This window comes from Devosia oryzisoli, assembly GCF_014837245.1.
Taxonomy (GTDB): Bacteria; Pseudomonadota; Alphaproteobacteria; order Rhizobiales; family Devosiaceae; genus Devosia; species Devosia oryzisoli.
Genome location: NZ_JACYFU010000002.1, coordinates 674448 through 693536 on the forward strand (window position 1 = coordinate 674448; position 19089 = coordinate 693536).

Sequence of the window (19089 nt, forward strand, 5' to 3'; positions counted from 1 at the left end):
GTGGGCCGGGATCGGCCCGGTGATGCTAAAGCCGATAGAGGCGTTCGGCGTTGCGATGAAAGAGTGCGGCCTTTTCGTCGGTGCTGGCGCCCTGGACGATGGTGCGTGTGGCATTGACCCAGTCGGTCAGCGTCCCGCCCGTCGTCGTGGCGACGGGATGGTCCGAGCCCCAGACCAGCCGGTCCCAGCCGAAAGCCGCGATCATGTGCTCGACATAGGGGCGAAGCGTCTCCGCCGTCCAGCCCGGATCGCAGTGATTGACGATGCCCGATACCTTCCCCATCACGTTGGGCAGCGCCGCGATGCTGCTCAGGCTCTCGCGCCACGGGTCGAGCCCCTGGCCGTTGATGTCGGGATTACCGCAATGGTCGAGGACAAAGGTGAGATCGGGCACAAGCCGGGCAAGCCGTACCCCCAGATGCAACTGATCGGCCCTGAGGCAAAGGTCGAACGGCAGGTCGCGGCGTGCGAGGTGACGCAGATTTTCCTCGAAAAGCGCGCTCTGACTCACATCGTCCGGCACCTCGTGGAGAATGCGCCGCAGCCCCTTCACCTTCCCCCGCCCCGCTTCGAGCAGACGCTCGAGCTGGTCGGGGAAATCGGCCCGTTCCGGCCGGCACGCCGCGATCGCGCCCACGATACGCGGCAGGCCGACCACGAAGCCGGTCTCCTCGACCATGTCCGGCTCGGCCACGTCCACCTCCATGTGGAGCGCCGCCTCGATGCCGAGCGGCACGGCTTCGGCGAAATAGCTGTCATGCGTCCAGGCGCGATCGAGCCCTGTCTTGCCGGCCAGCCAGGGGTAGGAGAAGCGGTCGGGATATATCAGGTGCAAATGGGTATCGATGATCCGCATCCGGTGCCTCCCTCCCACGATGAGGCGGTGCAAGCCTATTGGGGCCTTGGCGCCCCCGCAAGCGGATATGCCGAAGCCGTCATGGAACCGTTGGGCGTTGACACGCCGTTGTCGAAGCGGCCATTTCCCCACAACTGACAAGGACTTTGCACTTCGTGAATGCGTCTGCCGACAAAGCGGTGATGGTGACCAATGCGCGGGGCGCCTCTCCCTTCGTGATCGTCGTGGACCACGCCTCCAACCGCTTGCCCGACCGCTTCGGCACCCTTGGCCTGACGATGACCGAGCGGTTGAGTCACGTCGCCTGGGACCCCGGCGCGCTGGCGGTCAGCCGCGCCCTCAGCGACCAACTCGACGCGCCCATGGTGCAAGCCACCTTTTCGCGCCTCGTCATCGATCCGAACCGCGGGCTCGACGCGCCCGACCTCATCTGGACGCTGTCCGAACGCACCCGCATCCCCGGCAACGAGAACCTCTCGCCCGAGGAGCGGCAATACCGGATCGACCACTATCACCGGCCCTATCACGCGGCCATCGAGACGCTGCTGGAGGCGCGGCGGCATGCAGGGCTGAGTTCCATTCTCGTCTGCATGCACTCCTTCACGCCGGTCTATCATGGCGTGCAGCGGCCCTGGCCGATCGGGCTGGTGGTGCCGCACGACGAAGGCTTCACCGCCGCTTTCCGCGATGCCCTTCTCGCGCTCGAACCCGATCTCAGGGTGGGCTGGAACGAGCCCTATGCGGCCAGCATGGGGCTGACCCTGACGCTCGAGCGCCATGGCAACGCGCGGGGCATCGACGCCATCATGATCGAGTTGCGGCACGACGAGATACTGACGCTCGACGGCGTTGCGCTCTGGACCGAGCGGATCGCCGAGGGCCTGATGACGGCGCTGCTGACGCGGCAGTGACCGTTTCCGGTCAGTCGACGCGCCCGCGGGCGGCGACATCAAGCGTCTCCACCACCCCGTCACCCCGCACCAGATGCACCCGGTCGAAGAGATTGCTGACCGGACAGGCGTGGTTGGGAATGATCCGCAGCACCGCGCCGATGGCAGGTTTTTGCGCCGATGCCGAAAGGTCCACCGTGCCGTGTTCCTCGCTGAGGCCTGCGATACGCGCCTCGGGATAGGCCGGAATATAGCCAAAGCCATCCAGGCCCAGCGTGTCGCTGGTGAGGGTTTTGGAGCCCGCGTCGAGAATGGCGCGCGTGTCGGTCGGCCGCGACACCACCGTGGCAAGAACGCTCAGCGCGCAATCGTCCCAGCCGGCGGCGCCCGCCGCGACCTGCGAGCGGTCCATGTAGATGTACGTGCCGGGGCGGTATTCGGTGGCAACGGCCGCCGCCTCGGCCATGTGCGCCAGGTCCGGCGTGCCGCCCGTGGTGATGGCGGGCAGCTCCATGTTCTCCCGGGCAAAGAGCGCCTTGGCGTCGGCCAGCCATTTGGCCGCTTCACGATATTTTCCGGCCGCCGGATAGGTCATGAGGCCGGCAAAGGCGAGGCCGGGCGCCGCGGCGATGCGGCGGGCGAGGCTGACGGCCGCTTTGGCTGACTGGACGCCGCAGCGCCCCATGCCCGTGTCGCATTCGACAAAGACACCGAGAGGATGGGCCGGGTCCGTAAACGTCTCGGCCAGTCCGTCGACGCACTCGGCGCTGTCGGCCACGGTGCGGATGGTGACGCGCTCGTGCAGCGCCTTGAGGCGCGCGCGTTTTGCCGCGCCGATGATGTTGAAGGTAAGGAGCATGTCGGTGAGCCCCGCATCGGCCATCACCTCAGCCTCGCCCAGCTTCTGCACCGTGATACCCGCAGCGCCGCGCTCGACCTGACGCCGGGCGAAGCGCGGCAGTTTGTGGGTCTTGATGTGCGGGCGCAGCTTCAGCCCCGCCTTGTCGGCCAGCGCCTGCGCGCGGGCGAGATTGGCCTCGACCTTGTCGAGATCGATGAGAACGCAAGGAGTATCGAGTTCGGATATCGTGGTCATTTGTGTCTCAGGACGTCATCGACGAAACGCAGATTGCCCGCGGTGAGCCCGGCATCGACGGGCAGCACGGTGCCGGTGATGCCCGAGGCCGCGTCCGAGCAGAGAAACAGCACGGCATTGGCCACTTCCAACGGGCTCACCATGCGCCCCAGCGGATAGTGCGGAAGCACGTCGTCCAGAAGGCTCGGATCGGCCGCCAGACGATGATCCCAGGCAGGGGTGCGGACCGAGCCGGGCGCCACGACATTGGCCCGCACGCCCTCGCCGCCGCGCTCCACCGCGATGGCCTTGGCGTAGGCCACGAGCCCGGCCTTGGCCGCGGAATAGGCCGGGTTGCCGTAATGCGCCAGCGCGTTGACCGAGGAAATGAAAACCAGGCTCCCCTGCCCGCGCTTGGCCATGGCGGCAATGATTGGGTCGGTCATGGCGTAGGCGCCGTTGAGATTGATGGCGAGTTCACTGGCCCACACATCGTCATCGACCATCCCCAGATGCTCGGCGCGGGTGAAGCCGGCATTGGAGACGACGCAGTCTGGCCCGCCATGGGCCTCGATCTCGGCGCTGATGGCCGCGCGGGTGGCCGGAGCATCGGCCTGGTCGAACAGCACCGTGCGCAGCAGCGGCAGCCCCTCGAGCATCGTGGCATCGCGATCGGCGCCGATGATGTGGGCCCCGGCGCCATGGAACGCCGCCACCAGCGAGCGGCCGATACCGCCGCCGGCGCCGGAAATGAGGACGGTCTTGCCATCGAGGCGGAAGGGGGCGTTTTGTTCGGTCACTCTCGAAAATCCTCTGGCTCACGCTGAACTCTCAGTCGTCTCCCTCCCCTTGATGGGGAGGGATCAAGGGTGGGGTGGGGCGACTGGCACAAGCCTCAGGTCACGGCCCCTTATAGGCCACGAGATCAATCTCCACCTTGCAGTCCACCATCATGCGGCTCTGGACGCAGGCGCGGGCGGGCGGATGCTCGCCGAAATAGGTCTTGTAGACGCCGTTGAAGCTCCAGAAATCACGCGGATCATCGAGCCACACACCCACCCGAACCACGTGTTCGAGCCCGTAGCCGGCCTCATCCAGAATGGCGAGGACGTTCTTCATGGTCTGGTGCGTCTCGTCAACGATGCCGCCACGCACGATCTCGCCATCCTTCATCGCCACCTGCCCCGAGACATAGAGCCAGCCGCCGGCCTCGACAGCGCGGGCGAAGGGCAGGTTCTGTCCACCGGCTCCCGATTTTTCGGCTCCGTAGCGCTTGATCGGCATGTTGGTGATCCTTTCTGAAATTCAATTTCGTGCTGAGCCAAAGTTATAGCGCGGTGGCAATGGATTTGGCGAAAAGTGCGGTGAGGAATGAAAATTTGTTACGTGATGGGACCCGGCCGGTGTGCTAGCGTCGCGGCTGCGACTTCTCCACGCCCTGCTTCTTCCGGATGATCCCGTTGCGCGTCTTTACCGCTGCCCTTGCTACCGAAACTAACACGTTTTCGCCCATCGCCATCGACAAGCGGGCCTTCGAAGCGTCCCTCCATGCCGGGCCGGGCCAACACCCCGCGACACCGACCCTCTGCACGGCGCCGATCACCGTCGGCCGCGAAATCTGCGCCCGGGAAGGCTGGACGCTGATCGAGGGCAGCGCGAGCTGGGCCGACCCGGCCGGGCTTGTGGCGCGGGCGACCTATGAGGAGTTGCGCGACACCATTCTCGACGAGCTGCGCGCGGCGCTGCCGGTGGACGGCGTGGTGCTGGGTCTCCACGGCGCGATGGTGGCGCAGGGCTATGACGATTGCGAGGGGGATTTCCTCGCCCGCGTGCGCGAGATCGTCGGGCCGGAGGTTCTGGTCTGCGCAGAACTCGACCCGCACAGCCACCTCACGGCCAGGCGCGTCGCGGCGGCAGACTTCTTCGTCGTGTTCAAGGAGTTCCCGCACACTGATTTCGTGGACCGGGCGCGCGACCTCTGGGCGCTGGCCGTGCGGACGCTGAAGGGCGAAATCTCCCCAGTGATGAGCGTCTTCGATTGCCGGATGATCGACGTCTTTCCCACCTCCAAGGAGCCGATGCGCAGCTTTGTCGACGGGCTTATGGCGCTCGAGAAAAGCGAGCCAGGCGTGCTCTCGCTCTCGGTCATTCACGGCTTCATGGCCGGCGACGTGCCGGAGATGGGCACCAAGATCATCGCCGTGACGGACGGGCAGCCTGAAAAAGGCGCGGCCCTCGCCGAGCGGCTGGGCCGCGAGCTCTTTGCCATGCGCGGCACCTTCATGGTGCGGCAGGTGGACGAAAAGGTCGCGGTCGGCACCGCCCTCGCCGCCCCGCGCGGCCCGGTGGTGATCGCCGATGTGTGGGACAATCCGGGCGGCGGCACGGCGGGCGACGCCACTGTGATCCTGGCCGAACTCATGGCGCGCGGCGCACAGGATGTTGCGGTGGGCACCATCTGGGACCCCATTGCCGTCCAGATCTGCTTTGCCGCCGGGGAAGGCGCGGAAATCCCGCTGCGCTTCGGCGCCAAGTCCGCTCCCATGACCGGCAATCCCATCGACCGGATCGTGACGATAAGAAAGCTGGTGCGGAACGCCCAGATGCGCTTCGGCGACAGTTTTGCTCCCTTTGGCGATGCAGCCTGGGTGCATTTCGACGGGATCGACGTGATCCTTAACTCGACACGCGCGCAGAGCTTCGATCCAAGCCTGTTTTCGGCACTGGGGATCGACCCGAAGAGCCGAAAAATCCTGCTGATCAAGTCCACCAACCACTTCTATGACTCGTTCTCGAAGATCGCCTCTGAGATCGTCTACTGCTCGGCCGGCAAGCCCTACCCCAACCGCCCGGCGGAGACGCCCTACCGCAAGGCGCGCCGCGACATCTGGCCGATGGTCGAGGACCCGTGGGGGGCGTGACAACCGCTGTAATCGGCAAGCCGCATCCCGTTCCCTGAACTCTCAGTTGACACCCTCCCCCTTGCGGGGAGGGATCAAGGGTGGGGGGATGAGAGCCACGGTATCGGGGCTCTCGCACCCCCTCCCGGCCTCCCCCGTCGAGGGGGAGGTGAAGACCGGTGGGTGGGATGGAACTCTCAGTCGACACCCTCCCCCTCGCGGGGAGGGAGTCAAGGGTGGGGGGACGAGAGCCACGATATCAGGGGTCTCGCACCCCTCCCGGCCTCCCCGTGGAGGGGGAGGTTGGGCCGGTGGATTGCCCGAACACGTGGGGCAATGACGATGTGGGGGGATCGCATCTCTCCCACCTCGTCACCACCCGGCTTGTCCGGGTGGTCCACATAGCCACCAACGCCGCCTTCTCGACCGAGCGCTCCCTCACCCGTCTCGGCCTGCGGCCGATCCACCCTCTCCCCGAGGGGGAGAGGAATAAGGGTCATACGCTCTGCTCGAAGTGCCCGTACATGATCGGCATCAGCCCGACCAACGCCCTGAACCGCTCCCAGCTCTTGCGCTCCGGCGTGGTCCAGCCGGCTTCGGCAATCGCCGAAAGGCGCGGGAAGACGAGGCGATCGAAGATGGCGCGGTCGGTCATGCTTTCGGACCAGATGCAGCTCTGGATGCCCAGGAGATGCTTCAATCCCTGTTCGGAAAAACCCTCGCGGGCTTCGAACTCATAAGTTTCCTGCGGCCCGGACCACCCCGCCCAACCGGCGCCGGGCTCGGCCCAGCTCACGCCGTTGGCCATGTCCAGATAATAGCGCTGGCCGGGCGAAACGACGATGTCGAAGCCGCGTTCGGCCAGCGCCGCGTTGATCTCGACATTGCGCCAGCCGATGACATAGGCCTTGTCCTTGGCCACGGCATCGCCATGCGCGGCCTCCTCCCAGCCGCCGGTGAGGGCGCCCTTGCTGGTGATATAGGCGTGCACGCGCTTGATGAACTCGGCCTGGAGGATCGCCGTGGGCGAGCCCTCGATCTCGTCGGCGCCGTGATGATTGCCCAGCTGGTTGAACTGGGCCTCGTGTTTTTTCCGCATCTCGGGGCCAGCCAGCTTTTCGAGCATGTCCAGCGCCAAAGGCGAGCCGGACCAGGCCGCCAGCGGCACCTCGTCGGCGCCGATATGAAAGATGCCCGCAGGGAACATCTCGAGCACTTCGTCGATCACCGTCTCGACAAACTTGTAGACCGGCTCATGCGCGGGGTTGAGGCTGTTGTTGGGGAAACCCTGGACCGACTGGTATTCGCCCTTTTCATTCGGGTCACGCAATTCGGGCAGCGCCTGCAATGCGGCGTAGAAGTGGCCCGGCATGTCGACTTCGGGAATGACGGCGATGCCCAGGCTATCGGCCAGCGCCACGACCTGACGGATGACGTCCTTGGTGTAGTAGCCGCCCGTCGGCTGCGGCCCGGAGCCCAAAAGCGGCGGCAGGGCCTTGCCGTGACCGCGCCAGGCGGCGATTTCGGTCAGCGCCGGGTAAGCGTCGATCTCGATGCGCCAGGCTTCGTCCTCGGTCAGATGCCAGTGGAACCGGTTCATCTTGTTCCACGCCATGATCTTGAGGAGCCGGCTGACTTCCGCTCCGGTGTAGAACTGGCGCGCCACGTCGAGATGGCTGCCGCGGAAGCCAAAGCCGGGTTCGTCGCTGATGGTGCCGCCGGTGGGCCAGGAGAAGGTCTGCGGATACTGACGAGCGCCGCGTAGCATCTGCGCCAGGGTGATGAGGCCATAGAGCATGCCCTGCCGGGTGGCCGCGGCGACGGTGACGGCGTTGTCGGCAAAGCTCAGTTCATAGGCTTCTACGCCAAGGCCCATCTTTTCAGTGATGTGCACCGCCATGCCCGCTTCGGCCGCGGGGCGGACGATGGCTTCGACCGGGAAGAGATCGTCGACAAGCCCGGCAAAGGCGGCAGCGGCGCGATTGGCCGCCTCCCCCTGCGGCTGGAGGTCGAGGCCGAGCGGCGCGATGCGATTGCCGGCGGTCGCGACATGGCGCGGCCAGGGGATGATGGAATGGGCCACCGGCGCCTTGGCCGGAACCAGGAACCGCGCAGCCCCCTTGAGGAGCGGCGCGTTGTGGCCCTTGCCTTGCGTGGGGGTGGTGGGGATGGCAATTACCTGCCCGTCCTCGAGCACGACATAGGCCGCATTGGCGCCATCGCTCCAGTGCCGCAGCCCATAGGAGAGCCCGCGCGCCGTCGCCGTCCACGTCTCCCCCGGCCGCAGCACGAAGCCATCGGGCGGCGCGATCAGCGTGTGGTTCGAAAGGCGCTTCAACAGCTTGCCGTTCTCCAGCGTCGCATGCGGATCGATGCGCGCGGGGCCGGAAAAGCCCAGCTGGAAATTGCTGACCGGCTCGTCCCCGATATTGGTGAGGTTGAGGCCATAGCCGAGCGGCTCGCTGTCCGTGGCGGGGGACCAGGTGGTGGTTAGGGAGAATTTGGCAGTCATGATCAACTCGCTGCAGATGTGATGCCACGCCCTCGTGGTTCGAGGCTCGTGAAGAACGCGCACCTCACCACGAGGGCGTTTGGTACGCTCTGAACTAATCCCCCAGCGGCTGTCCGTCGTCCCCATCACGGGTGACGACGAGCTGGTGCTTGATGCGGCGCATGCTGGCGACGGCGGAGGGGCCAAGCCGCGTGGCGATGGTCTGGGCCAACACGTCCACCGTGGCGAGGAAAGCGTAGCGCCCCGGGGTGGGACGGAGAATGTCGGTGTTCTCGTGCCAGTTGACCGGCAAGAGGATATCGGCCTGCGCCGACACCATGGAGGCCGAGCGCGTGGCGACGATGCGGGTGAGGCCATATTCGCCCGCGACCGTCAGCGTCTTGGCGAGCTGGGCATTGTTGCCCGACATGGAAAAAGCGACGATCACTGTGCCGGCCGGGGCAGCCGCCACGCGCATCAGCTGGAGCTGGTGGTCCTCGGTGGACGCGACCTTGAGCCCGAGACGAAACAGGCGCGTCTCGATCTCCCCCGCCATCATCGAGGAGGCCCCGCCCGAGCCGAAGCTCAGCACGAAGCTCGATTGCGCGATGGCCTTGGCGGCCCGGTCGACAGCGGCAAAGTCGAGCTGATCGAAGGTCTCGTAGATGATGGACTGGATGCCGTTGATCACGCCCTGGGCGATTTCGGGCACGCCGGTCGGGCCGCTTGAGGGGGCGATGTAGCGCTGCCCGACGAAGCGGGACTGGGCGAGGCGCACCTTGAAATCGGCATAGGACTCGCAGCCCAGCCGCCGGCAGAAGCGCGTCACGGTGGGTGGGGACACGTCGGCCTGCGCGGCGAGATCGACGATGCTCATCTTGAGGACGCTGTCGACATCGGCCAGCACGAGATCGGTCAGCGCGCGTTCCGAGCGGGTAAAGGCGTTCTTTTCGGTCTGCAGCAGGCCGACGATATCGAGCATGACCTGACCCTGGCCCCTTGCCGCTCAGTAGACGGCGAGGCCCTTCGCGTCGAAGAGGTGAACCTTGTCGAGGGGGAAGCTCATGCGCACCGGCTGGCCCTCGGCCAGCGCCGGGTTGCCTTCGAAGAGGCCGATGAAGTTCTCCCCGCCCGACAGGGTGGAATAGGTGATGGTGTGGATGCCGAGCTGCTCGACGATGTTTGGCGTCGTCTCGAGGCCGAACTCCCCTTCGCCCAGCGAGAGATGCTCGGGCCGGATGCCCAGCGTCACGTCCTGTCCCGCAACGGCGGTGCTGGTGCGCGGCAGGGCGATGGTGCCGAGGCTCCCCAGATCGATGGTGGCCGTCGCGCCATCGGCCTTGCGCACCTTGCCCGAGATGAAGTTCATCTTGGGCGAGCCGATGAAGCCCGCGACGAAGAGGTTGTCGGGCTTGTGGTAGAGCTCGAGCGGGCCGCCGACCTGGCTGATTTCGCCGGCGTTGAGGACGACGATCTTGTCGGCCATGGTCATGGCCTCGATCTGGTCGTGCGTCACGTAGATCATGGTGGAGCCAAGGCGCTTGTGCAGCTCCATCAGCTCGATGCGCATTTCCGAACGAAGCGCGGCGTCGAGGTTGGAGAGCGGCTCGTCAAACAGGAAAATTTTCGGCTGGCGCACGATGGCGCGGCCGATGGCGACGCGCTGGCGCTGGCCGCCCGAAAGCTGGCCCGGGCGATGCTGCAGGCGCGATTCGAGCTGCAGCACCTTGGCCGCGGCGCCGACACGGGCGTCCACTTCGGCCTGCGGCAGCTTTTCCACGCGCAGCGGAAAGGCGATGTTTTCATAGACCGACATGTGCGGGTAGAGCGCGTAGCTCTGGAACACCATGGCAATGCCGCGCTTGACCGGCGGCAGGTCGTTGACCACCTGCCCGCTGATCTCGATCTGCCCGCCGCTGACCTCTTCGAGCCCCGCGATCATGCGCAGCAGCGTGGACTTGCCGCAGCCGGAAGGCCCGACGAAAACCACGAACTCGCCTTCGGACACATCGAGATCGATGCCCTTGATGATGCGGGCTTCGTTGAAGCTCTTTTCGAGCTGCTTGAGGCTCAGTTGCGACATGGTTCGCGTCTCCGGCGAAGGCACAATGGTGGAGGGCCGCCGCCCGGAGGCGGCGGCGGAGTCTGGGAGGACCTTACTTGTACTGCTCGAGCTCGGAAGCGGCCTTTTCGAGCGCCGCCTTGGGCTCGGCCTGGCCGGTCACGACCGACTGGACCATTTCGATCATGGTGTTCTGCAGGCCGACATAGTCGGTCAGGAGCGGCTCGGGGCCACCGAACTCGATGCCGTCGAGGAACGGCTTCCAGTACGGCTTTTCGGCAACCAGTTCATCGGTCTGGGGCTGCAGCGGACGGAGCGGGGTCAGGCCCTGCGCCATTTCGGCATCCCACTGGCGTTCACCCGAGGTGATGTACTTGGCAAGGCTGATGGCCTGCTCCTCGACGCCGCTGCCCTTGAAGACGGCCAGCGAGTCGGTGATCAACAGCGTGCCGGGACCCTTGGCGTCGGGGCCAAGCGGCAGCGGAGCGACGCCCCAATTCATGCCGGCTTCGGTGGCCAGGTTGGCCGCACCGGGAGAGGCCTCGATCATGGCCACGCCGCCGTCCAGCCAGATGGCGCGCACTTCGTTCTGCTCGTAAGCAGTCGGACCTTCTTCGGAGTAAGGCGTGATGTCCTTGAGGGCCGTCAGCGCGGCCAGAACCTGCGGGCTGTCGAGGACGATGTTGCCTTCGGCATCGATCACGAGGCCATCATTGGTGTAAACCCAATGGAGGAACTGGTGCATCGTGTTGTCGAAGGTCTTGGCGACCAGGCCATAGCCAGCAGCGTCGGTGTTTTCGGTGATCTGCTTGGCGAAGGCGATCTTTTCTTCCCAGGTCTTGGGCGGAGTTTCCGGATCGAGGCCCGCGGCTTCGAACAGGTCCTTGTTCCAGTAGAGAGCCTTGGTGGAGAAGGCCACCGGCACGCCCCACTGGGTGCCGTCGAAGGTCACGGTTTCGGGCACGAAATTGTAGTAGGAGGCCTTCTCCTCGTCCGTCATCGGAATGGGGACGATGAGGTCGTTGAGCGCGAACTGCTTGAGCGTGCGCGAACCGACATAGGCCAGGGCAACCGGGGTGCCGGCGGCGGCGAGCGTGGTCACCTTGTCCTGGCACTGGCCCCAACCCACGACTTCGGGCGCAACCTTGAAGCCCGGGTTCTCGGCTTCCCATTCCTTGAAATAATCGGCGTAGCCCGCGGTCAGTTCGTCGCCGCAGTTGATGAAGGTGATTTCCTTGTCCTGGGCATAGGCGCCCGGGGCAGCGCTGGCCAGGGCCAGCAGCGAAACCGCCGTCAATCCAAGTATCTTCTTCATTGCGTAGTCTCCCTTGTTGACGCCCCGGGGGGCGCATTCTCCCGGCCGGGCCTCCCAACGGGCTGCGGCCAAGTCCCTCGAGCTCCCCTGGGAGAGCCCTATTGCTTGATGGCACCGGCGGTGAGGCCGGCGACGAGATAGCGCTGCAGGATCACGATGACGATCATGACCGGCAGGATGCCCACGAAAGAGGCTGCCATCAGCTCGTTCCAGATCACTTCCTGCTTACCGAAGAAGGCGAAGAGCCCGATCGGCAGCGGCATGAACTCGGTCTTGGAGTTGAAGGTCAGCGCGAAGATGAACTGCTGCGCATAGGCGCCGATGAAGGTCATGATGGCGACCACCACGATGCCGGGCATGGCCAGCGGCAGGATGACCCGGCGCAGCGTATAGAGCCGGCTGGCGCCATCGACCCATGCCGCCTCGTCGAGCTCGCGCGGAATGCGCATCATGTAGGTGCGCAACAGCCAGATGGACGAGGGAATGAGGAAAGCCGCGCCCGGCACGATCATCGCCCAGTAGGTGTTGAGCAGGCCCAGCGAGCGCATCAGCCGAAACAGCGGGATCAGCAGCACGGCGCCCGAGAACATGTTGACCGCGAGGAACCCGCCCAGCAGCAGGCCCGCGCCAGCGAAGCTGAACCGCGCGAAGGCGTAGGCGGCAGGGACCACCACCATCACCACGATCAGGGTGACCAGGGTGGAGATGAAGAACGAGTTGAAGATGTGCATGCCCAGCATGGGCACCGAGGTCCACATGTTGACGTAGGAGTCGAAGGACCAGGTCTTGGGAATGAAGCTGTAGGGCGTCGAAAACAGCTGGCTCAACGGCTTCAGGGAAACGAGGAACCCTTCGATGAAGGGGGCCAGCACGAAGAACAGGAAGAGGGCGATGCCAGCGTAGAGCGCCACGACCTCGTACCACTTGTAGCGGTCGATCATCGCCTTGGTGGCTTTGACGCGGGCCTTCGGCTTGACGGTCGCCGGGCTATCGACGGCGGCAACTTCGGTGGTGTGGGCGACGTCGGTCATTTGGCCTCTCCCTGCTGGAGCTTGCGCACGGCCCGGAAGTACACCAGGCAGAACAGCGTCACGAAGATGCAGATGACCACGGCGCGCGCGGCGCCTTCGCCGTATTTCCGGCTGCCCATGGCCGTGTTGTAGGTGTCGATGATCATCGTCGTGGTGGAGCCGGAGGGCCCGCCACGGGTGAGGATGTAGATGATGTCGAACGAGTTGAACGTGGCGATGAGCGAGAGCAGGCTCATGGTGATGATGGCCGGCAGCATCATCGGCACGGTGATGCGGCGGAAGCGGTAGAAGCGCCCTGCCCCGTCGGTCCAGGCGGCTTCGTAGAGATCGCGCGGGATCGACTGCATGGCGGCCAGGAAATAGATCGTCACCATGGGCACGCCGATCCACACGTCGGTGACGATGGTGGCCCAGAAGGCGCTGTCTCCCGCGGCCAGGATCGGCCAGGGCTTGCTGATGATGCCGAAATTCTGCAGCAGCCCGGAGATCATGCCGAACTGGCCGTTATACATCCAGCCCCACATGAAGATGCCGATGGCCATGGGCACGATCCAGGGCGGCATGGTGAGGACGCGGAACAGCGTCTGGCCGGGGATGGCGGCATTGAGCAGCACCGCGCCGGCCATGCCGATGATCATCTTGATGCTGACCGAAAAGAAGGTCCAGATCAGCGTGCGCAGGATGACTTCGGTGAAATTGCCGGCGCTGAAGATGCGCTGGTAGTTGGCCCAGCCGACGAAGTCGTAGGTCGGGCGCAGGGCGGCGTTGGTGAAGCTCAGCACCACCGTATCGAACAGGGGATAGGCGACGATCACCAGGATATAGAGGAGGGCCGGAGCCAGCAGGGCGAGGGCGAAGAGGGTTGCGCTTCTGGTGCTGGTCATCGCCGGTCTCCCTTAGCTGGTGCGCCCGAGCGCTTTATCGAAGCGCTGCCAGATCGGGGCCATGTCCACCACGGAGCGGGTTCGCATGGCCTCGTCCATGGAGAGGGCGAGGAGCCCCGCCTCCAGGGCATCGGTGACCGAAACCGGCAGCGGCGCCCCCTCCTTGAGGTGCTTGAGGATGTCCTCGGCCATCTGCTCGTCGGCGCCATAGTGCTGGCTGAGCTCGGAGGTCTGGTAGGTCTTGTCCTCCAGCCGCTCCTTGGTGCGGGCGTCGGTGACCTTGAAGTAGTTGCGGATGAAGTCGCCCTCGGCCATGCCCTTGGCGCCGATCACGGCAAAGCGCCGGAAATCGTCGGGCACGTTGAGGTTGGTGTGGAAGGTCAGCGCCGCGCCGTTCTCGTACTGCACCAGCGCCATCTGGTAGTCGATGATGTCGCCGTCGCTGTCGAACACCTTGTCCGTCCCCATCCAGCCCGAGGGCTTGCGGTGGTAGACCTCCATGTCGTTGATGCCGCTTTCGGCAGGCGCATTCTTGGGCACGAAGCTGCGCCGGCCGCCGAAGCTGGCGACGGAGACCGGGCGGCAGCCCATGACGCCATTATAGAGGTCGATGTCGTGGCAGCACTTTTCGAGCATGAAGCTGCCCGAATATTTTTCATACCGCCGCCAGTCGCGCATGAAGAAAGCGCCATGATAGGGCGGGATGGTCTCGGACGCCTCGATGGAGACGATGTCCCCCAGCTGCCCTTCGGCCTGTGCCCGGCGCAGGTCGACATAGAGCGGCGCGTAGCGCAGCACGAGGCCGACCATGAGCTGGTCCGGGCCGTGCTTGCCGATCAGCTCGGCCAGCGTCATCGTGTCTTCGATGGTCGTGACGACCGGCTTTTCGGTAAAGATTTTCAGGCCGCGGTCGAGCCCGATGCGGATGTGCTCGAGATGAAGGTGATTGGGCGAGCCGACCATCAAAAGGTCGAGCTCCGCCTTGTCCAGCATATCCTCGAGGCTGTCATAGGCCTTACCGACGGACACGCCATGTTCCTGGGCGTAGGGAAGACCGGCAGGCTCGGGATCCACGTAGCCGACGACCTCGAAATCGTCGCTCGCCAGCGAAAACACCCGTGCCAGATAGCCCAGCCGAAAGCCGAGCCCGACGATCCCTACCCGCATATGCGCACCCTGTTTATTCTTCCGCCGACCTCTGCGGGCCAGTGTCGTTCTTGTAAACGATTTTCAAGACTAGGCGTGTTTCTGACATCATGTCAACACACATTGCCGCCCATTACAATACCAATTTAAGCCACCCAGCTTCCCTGCCCAAATCTGCGGCGACACGGCCGAAATCTGGGCATTTTTCAACGTGACACCCCCGAGGAAGATGTGGACAAAGCCATCGGTTCGGGGCAGCATGGCGAAATTGGTATCCTTGTGGCCTCAAAGTGGACTTGTTTGTGCCCGGCTTTGCCTGAAAATATGAAACAGCGCGGGACCGGCCGTTCCCGCCCAACACGATGGTAATGATGAGCTTTTCCACCAACCCCTTCCCCAACGACCCCGATCGCAGCGCCATCTGGACCATGCTGGTGCCCCGCGACATCGCCGCCTACATCCAGGCCGACTGGAGCATGGTGGAAAACGACTTCGCCGCATCGGACTTCTTCGGCATCAACGGCAACGGCAAGGACAATCCGGACGGCTGGACGATCAGCTTTCCCACGCTCGAGGCGTATCGCGACGAGTGGCTGCGGCAGGCCCGCGAGGGGCAGGCGCAGAGCTATGCCGAGGACGTCGAGGCCGGCATCCGTCGCGCCACGAGCCTGACCGAAATCGAGATCAGCGGCGAGCGCGCCATCGCGCACAAGAAGTTCGATGGCGAAATCCGCAAGAGCGACGGCGGGGTCGACCGGCTCAATTGGCAGACGCTCTATTTCTGCCGCAAGATCGATGGGCAATGGAAGCTGACAGGCTTCGTCGGCTATCTGCCCTACCCGATGGGCAAGCAGGCCTAAGCAAACCCGGTGTCATTCCCGCGACAGCGGGGACCCCTGTTTGCGCAGGCATCCCCAACAGAGGCCCCCGCCTTTCTCGGGGGATGACCCTGCAGGACAGGCCACGGATTTCGGAGCTTTTCTTGCCCCTCCTCACGCCCCAGCGCCTCGTGATGCTGATCTTCTTTCTCCAGCCCATCGCCTATGGCTCCTGGCTGCCGCGCATTCCCGAAATCCAGGCGCGGCTGGAGCTGGGTCCGGCCAGCCTCGCGGTTGCCCTTCTCGGCATGCCGGTGGGTACGCTGCTCACCCTGCCCTTTGCCGGGCCGCTGGTGGGACGGATCGGGGCGCGACAGGCCATCGTTCTCGGCTTCGTCTTCTATTCGCTGGCTGCCTGCCTGCCGGTCTTGGCGCCCAACATGGCCTGGCTCTTCCTCGCCCTGATGCTCGCCGGATCCTCGATTTCCTTCGTGGAACTGGGATTGAATGTCGAGGCGGACCTTGTCGAAAAGTCCAGCGGCCGGCTCATCATGAACACCTCGCACGGATTCTGGTCGCTCGGCATCATGGCCGGAAGCCTCATCGGCTCGGGCTTCGCCGCGCTGGCGGTGGCGCCCCAGATCGCCGTTCCCATCGCGGCAGCAATGGTGTTGCCGATCGCTCTCCTGGTGGGACAGGCGCTGCCGGCGCTGAGTGATGCAGCACCCGAAGGCCAGACGCACCGTTCGGCCTGGTCGCTACCCAGCCCAGCCCTGGTGGGCATCTGCCTTTTTGTCTTCGGCATCACCATGACGGAAGGCGCCATGGCCGATTGGTCGGCCATTTTCCTGCGGGACGCCCTCTCGGCCGATGGCGGCCTTGTCGGGATCGGCTACTCGATCTTTGCCCTCATGGTGGCGAGCGGCCGCTTCGGTGGCGATCTGCTCAAGCGGCGGTTCGGCGCCGTCGGCACGGCGCGGCTGTGCGGGACGCTGGGGGTCTTGGGCGGCATCACCCTGTTCCTGGCGCCCACCTTGCCGCTTGCGCTGGTGGGTTTCGGCATCATCGGCGTCGGCGTTTCGGTCGGATTCCCGTTGGCCGTCACGGCCGCGGCCGGGCTCGGCGACCGGGCCGCATCGGCCAATGTGGCGGTGCTGAGTTTCGTGGCCCTCTGCGGCTTCCTGATCGGTCCGCCGCTGATCGGGTTCGTCGCCGAGCATGTCGACATCCGGGTGGGTGTGGCCTGCGTCGTGCCGGCGCTGCTGCTCAGCCTCTTTCTTGCAGGCCGGTTGGCGCCACGCCCTGTCCGAACCACCCGTAATCCCGAAGCCGAGATACCCGGAGTTCTCTGATGCGCATTGCCGTTGCCGGCCTCCACACCGAATGCAGCACGTATAATCCCGTGCTCGCGCGCGAAGCCGATTTTCGCGTGCTGCGCGGCCCGGCCATGCTCAAGGACGATTACTTCAACTTCCTGACCCATTTCCCGGCCGAGTTCATCACGCTGCTGCACGCGCGCGCCATCGCCGGGGGACCGGTGGAGCGGGCCATCTACGACGCCTGGAAAGGCGAAATCCTCGACGGGCTGCGCGCGGCGATGCCGCTCGATGGCGTCTATCTCGCCATGCACGGCGCCATGTTCGTCGAGGGCATGTTCGACGCCGAGGGCGATTTCATCGCAGCCGTGCGGCAGGTCGTGGGACCCAACGTGCTGATCGCGGCCAGCTATGATCTGCACGGCAATATCAGCCAGCGCATCATCGACAATCTCGACATATTCTCCACCTATCGCACCGCGCCACACATCGACGTGCCCGACACGATGCGCCGGGCCGTGACCATGCTCGTGCGGGCACTGCATACGGGCGTGCGGCCGATGCTGGCGTGGGCACCCGTGCCGGTATTGCTCCCGGGGGAACGGACCTCGACACAGGACGAGCCGGCCCGCAGCTTCTATGCGCAGATGCACGAGGTCGAGGAGCCGGGCGGGGTGTGGGATGCCTCGTTCCAGGTTGGCTATGTCTGGGCCGATGAGCCCCGCGCCACCGCCTGCGCCGTGATCACGGGCACGAACCGGGCGGCAATGGCTGAGGCCGCCGGCCGGTTGGCGCAGAACTACTGGGACATTCGCCACCAGTTCGTCTTCGGCATGCAAACCGGTTCCATCGACGAGTGTGTCGACAAGGCCATCGCCAGCCCCACGCATCCCGTCGTGCTTGCCGAGTCCGGGGACAATCCGACAGGCGGGGGCGTGGGCGACCGGGCCGAGGTGCTGGCGGCGCTGATGCACCGTGACGCCCGCGACGTGATCTTTGCCGGCATAGCCGATCGCGCGGCGACCGATGCCTGTTACAGTGCTGGGGTCGGCGCGACGGTGATGCTGCATATCGGGGGCAGCCTCGATCCGTCCAGCACGCCGGTGGAGACGGGTTGTGAGGTCGTTTTCCTCCTCGAAACGTTCGAGCCGCGATTGCGCGAGGCGGTGGTGCGGATCGGCGGCATCGAGCTCGTGCTGACGGCCCGGCGGCGACCGTTCCACAACATCGCGGACTTCACCAAACTCGACCTTGATCCGCGCAAGGCCGGAATCGTGGTGGTGAAGTCGGGCTATCTGTCGCCGGAACTGGGACCGATCGCCAATCCGAGCCTGATGGCGCTGTCACCGGGCGTCGTCGACCAGTTCGTCGAGCGCACCGAACGCCTTCACACCCCGCGGCCGAGCTTTCCGTTCGACACCGATTTTGCCTTCACGCCGGAGGTAAAGTGGTCGGCGCGGGCAGGCTGAATGCTTTTCCCGCATCCGTTCTTGGGATAAGCACCGGAAGGAACCGGTGCGGATGCCATGACTCCCACGATGCGACAGGCCCAGATCGTCGAGATGGCGCGCCAGCGCGGCGAAGTCAGCGTCGAGGATCTCGTGGCCGCCTTTGCGGTGACACCGCAGACCATCCGCAGGGACCTCAACAGCCTTTGCGATGCCGGTACCCTCAAGCGCACGCATGGCGGGGCCATGCACCCCTCGGGCGTCGAAAACCTCGAATACGAGGCCCGGCGGCGCATGGCGACGGCGGAGAAGCAGGCCATCGGGCAGGCTGCCGCGGCCATTGTTCCTGACAACGCCTCGCTCTTCATCAATATCGGCACCACCACCGAAGCCGTCAGCCAGGCCCTGAGCCAGCACCACGGATTGATGGTGATCACCAACAATATCAATGTCGCCAACCGCCTGCGCACCGTTCCCACGGTCGAGGTGGTGATTGCCGGGGGCGTGGTGCGCGCATCCGATGGTGGCATCGTGGGCGAGGCGGCGGTGGATTTCATCCGCCAGTTCAAGGTGGATTTTGCCATTATCGGCGTGTCGGCCATCGACCCGGATGGGGCGCTGCTCGACTTCGATTTTCGGGAGGTGAAGGTGGCGCAGGCGATCATCGCCAATGCACGCCATGTCATCGTCGTATCGGACAGCACGAAATTTTCGCGCACCGCTCCGGTGCGCATCGGCCATCTGAGCCAGGCTCAGACCTTCATCACCGACACGTGCCCCCACGCCTCCATTCGCACGCTTTGTGCCGAGGCAGGGGTGCGGCTCATCGAAACGACCCCTTCTGCCTAAGGACCAGC

At 65.1% G+C, this 19089-nt stretch carries 17 protein-coding genes; 6 read left to right on the plus strand and 11 right to left on the minus strand.

Annotation, left to right across the window (positions count from 1 at the left end; all coding sequences use genetic code 11):
- Window positions 1-25: 25 nt before the first annotated feature.
- Window positions 26-856 (minus strand): amidohydrolase family protein, encoded by an 831-nt coding sequence (locus tag IC608_RS09910; protein WP_191774948.1) that lies wholly within the window; start codon window positions 854-856, stop codon window positions 26-28.
- Between the two features lie 155 nt (window positions 857-1011).
- Here IC608_RS09910 and IC608_RS09915 point away from each other — a divergent pair, with 155 nt between their 5' ends.
- Window positions 1012-1767 (plus strand): N-formylglutamate amidohydrolase, encoded by a 756-nt coding sequence (locus IC608_RS09915; protein WP_191774950.1) that lies wholly within the window; start codon window positions 1012-1014, stop codon window positions 1765-1767.
- 10 nt (window positions 1768-1777) lie between these two features.
- Here IC608_RS09915 and IC608_RS09920 read toward each other — a convergent pair whose 3' ends face one another.
- The 3 genes from IC608_RS09920 to IC608_RS09930 all read right to left on the minus strand — a co-directional run bounded on the left by IC608_RS09920 (window position 1778) and on the right by IC608_RS09930 (window position 4105).
- Window positions 1778-2842, minus strand: a complete 1065-nt coding sequence (locus tag IC608_RS09920; RefSeq protein ID WP_191774952.1) for a D-TA family PLP-dependent enzyme — start codon at window positions 2840-2842, stop codon at window positions 1778-1780.
- On the minus strand, window positions 2839-3621 hold the full coding sequence (locus IC608_RS09925; protein WP_191774954.1) for an SDR family oxidoreductase: 783 nt from the start codon (window positions 3619-3621) through the stop codon (window positions 2839-2841). Before IC608_RS09925 ends, IC608_RS09920 begins: the two co-directional genes overlap by 4 nt.
- Before the next feature lie 100 nt (window positions 3622-3721).
- Complete coding sequence (locus IC608_RS09930; RefSeq protein WP_191774956.1) at window positions 3722-4105, minus strand: RidA family protein; 384 nt, start codon at window positions 4103-4105, stop codon at window positions 3722-3724.
- 176 nt (window positions 4106-4281) lie between these two features.
- Here IC608_RS09930 and IC608_RS09935 point away from each other — a divergent pair, with 176 nt between their 5' ends.
- On the plus strand, window positions 4282-5742 hold the full coding sequence (locus IC608_RS09935; protein WP_191774957.1) for a M81 family metallopeptidase: 1461 nt from the start codon (window positions 4282-4284) through the stop codon (window positions 5740-5742).
- Window positions 5743-6217: 475 nt separating this feature from the next.
- On the opposite strand, the gene IC608_RS09940 is transcribed toward IC608_RS09935, so the two are convergent.
- The 7 genes from IC608_RS09940 to IC608_RS09970 all read right to left on the minus strand — a co-directional run bounded on the left by IC608_RS09940 (window position 6218) and on the right by IC608_RS09970 (window position 14671).
- Window positions 6218-8233 (minus strand): beta-N-acetylhexosaminidase, encoded by a 2016-nt coding sequence (locus IC608_RS09940; RefSeq protein WP_191774959.1) that lies wholly within the window; start codon window positions 8231-8233, stop codon window positions 6218-6220.
- Window positions 8234-8327: 94 nt separating this feature from the next.
- Window positions 8328-9194: a MurR/RpiR family transcriptional regulator gene (locus IC608_RS09945; protein ID WP_191774961.1), complete on the minus strand. Its 867-nt coding sequence runs from the start codon at window positions 9192-9194 to the stop codon at window positions 8328-8330.
- 24 nt (window positions 9195-9218) lie between these two features.
- Window positions 9219-10295, minus strand: a complete 1077-nt coding sequence (locus IC608_RS09950; RefSeq protein ID WP_191774963.1) for an ABC transporter ATP-binding protein — start codon at window positions 10293-10295, stop codon at window positions 9219-9221.
- Between the two features lie 73 nt (window positions 10296-10368).
- On the minus strand, window positions 10369-11589 hold the full coding sequence (locus tag IC608_RS09955; RefSeq protein ID WP_191774965.1) for an ABC transporter substrate-binding protein: 1221 nt from the start codon (window positions 11587-11589) through the stop codon (window positions 10369-10371).
- 98 nt (window positions 11590-11687) lie between these two features.
- Window positions 11688-12530 carry a carbohydrate ABC transporter permease gene (locus tag IC608_RS09960; protein WP_191775445.1) on the minus strand — a complete coding sequence of 281 codons (843 nt, stop codon included), beginning with the start codon at window positions 12528-12530 and terminating at the stop codon, window positions 11688-11690.
- Between the two features lie 86 nt (window positions 12531-12616).
- Entirely contained in the window at window positions 12617-13504 is an 888-nt protein-coding gene (locus tag IC608_RS09965) for a carbohydrate ABC transporter permease (protein WP_191774967.1), read from the minus strand.
- Window positions 13505-13516: 12 nt separating this feature from the next.
- Window positions 13517-14671 carry a Gfo/Idh/MocA family protein gene (locus IC608_RS09970; RefSeq protein WP_191774968.1) on the minus strand — a complete coding sequence of 385 codons (1155 nt, stop codon included), beginning with the start codon at window positions 14669-14671 and terminating at the stop codon, window positions 13517-13519.
- A gap of 350 nt (window positions 14672-15021) precedes the next feature.
- Between IC608_RS09970 and IC608_RS09975 the strand changes: the two genes are divergently transcribed.
- The 4 genes from IC608_RS09975 (at window position 15022) to IC608_RS09990 (ending at window position 19081) form a co-directional block, all read left to right on the plus strand.
- Window positions 15022-15510, plus strand: a complete 489-nt coding sequence (locus IC608_RS09975) for a hypothetical protein (protein ID WP_191774970.1) — start codon at window positions 15022-15024, stop codon at window positions 15508-15510.
- 122 nt (window positions 15511-15632) lie between these two features.
- On the plus strand, window positions 15633-16820 hold the full coding sequence (locus IC608_RS09980) for an MFS transporter (protein ID WP_248306277.1): 1188 nt from the start codon (window positions 15633-15635) through the stop codon (window positions 16818-16820).
- A complete protein-coding gene (locus tag IC608_RS09985) occupies window positions 16820-18253 on the plus strand; it encodes a M81 family metallopeptidase (RefSeq protein ID WP_191774972.1) in 1434 nt (477 codons plus the stop codon). The genes IC608_RS09980 and IC608_RS09985 overlap by 1 nt, the downstream gene beginning before the upstream one ends.
- Window positions 18254-18310: 57 nt before the next feature.
- Window positions 18311-19081: a DeoR/GlpR family DNA-binding transcription regulator gene (locus tag IC608_RS09990; protein ID WP_191774974.1), complete on the plus strand. Its 771-nt coding sequence runs from the start codon at window positions 18311-18313 to the stop codon at window positions 19079-19081.
- Window positions 19082-19089: the final 8 nt, after the last annotated feature.

Bases quoted from the DNA above. Each gene is read 5' to 3' on its own strand.
- IC608_RS09910 (WP_191774948.1), bottom strand. From the start codon at position 856: ATGCGGATCATCGATACCCATTTGCACCTGATATATCCCGACCGCTTC.
- IC608_RS09920 (WP_191774952.1), bottom strand. From the start codon at position 2,842: ATGACCACGATATCCGAACTCGATACTCCTTGCGTTCTCATCGATCTC.
- IC608_RS09930 (WP_191774956.1), bottom strand. From the start codon at position 4,105: ATGCCGATCAAGCGCTACGGAGCCGAAAAATCGGGAGCCGGTGGACAG.
- IC608_RS09940 (WP_191774959.1), bottom strand. From the start codon at position 8,233: ATGACTGCCAAATTCTCCCTAACCACCACCTGGTCCCCCGCCACGGAC.
- IC608_RS09945 (WP_191774961.1), bottom strand. From the start codon at position 9,194: ATGCTCGATATCGTCGGCCTGCTGCAGACCGAAAAGAACGCCTTTACC.
- IC608_RS09950 (WP_191774963.1), bottom strand. From the start codon at position 10,295: ATGTCGCAACTGAGCCTCAAGCAGCTCGAAAAGAGCTTCAACGAAGCC.
- IC608_RS09955 (WP_191774965.1), bottom strand. From the start codon at position 11,589: ATGAAGAAGATACTTGGATTGACGGCGGTTTCGCTGCTGGCCCTGGCC.
- IC608_RS09960 (WP_191775445.1), bottom strand. From the start codon at position 12,530: ATGATCGACCGCTACAAGTGGTACGAGGTCGTGGCGCTCTACGCTGGC.
- IC608_RS09965 (WP_191774967.1), bottom strand. From the start codon at position 13,504: ATGACCAGCACCAGAAGCGCAACCCTCTTCGCCCTCGCCCTGCTGGCT.
- IC608_RS09970 (WP_191774968.1), bottom strand. From the start codon at position 14,671: ATGCGGGTAGGGATCGTCGGGCTCGGCTTTCGGCTGGGCTATCTGGCA.
- IC608_RS09975 (WP_191774970.1), top strand. From the start codon at position 15,022: ATGAGCTTTTCCACCAACCCCTTCCCCAACGACCCCGATCGCAGCGCC.
- IC608_RS09985 (WP_191774972.1), top strand. From the start codon at position 16,820: ATGCGCATTGCCGTTGCCGGCCTCCACACCGAATGCAGCACGTATAAT.
- IC608_RS09990 (WP_191774974.1), top strand. From the start codon at position 18,311: ATGACTCCCACGATGCGACAGGCCCAGATCGTCGAGATGGCGCGCCAG.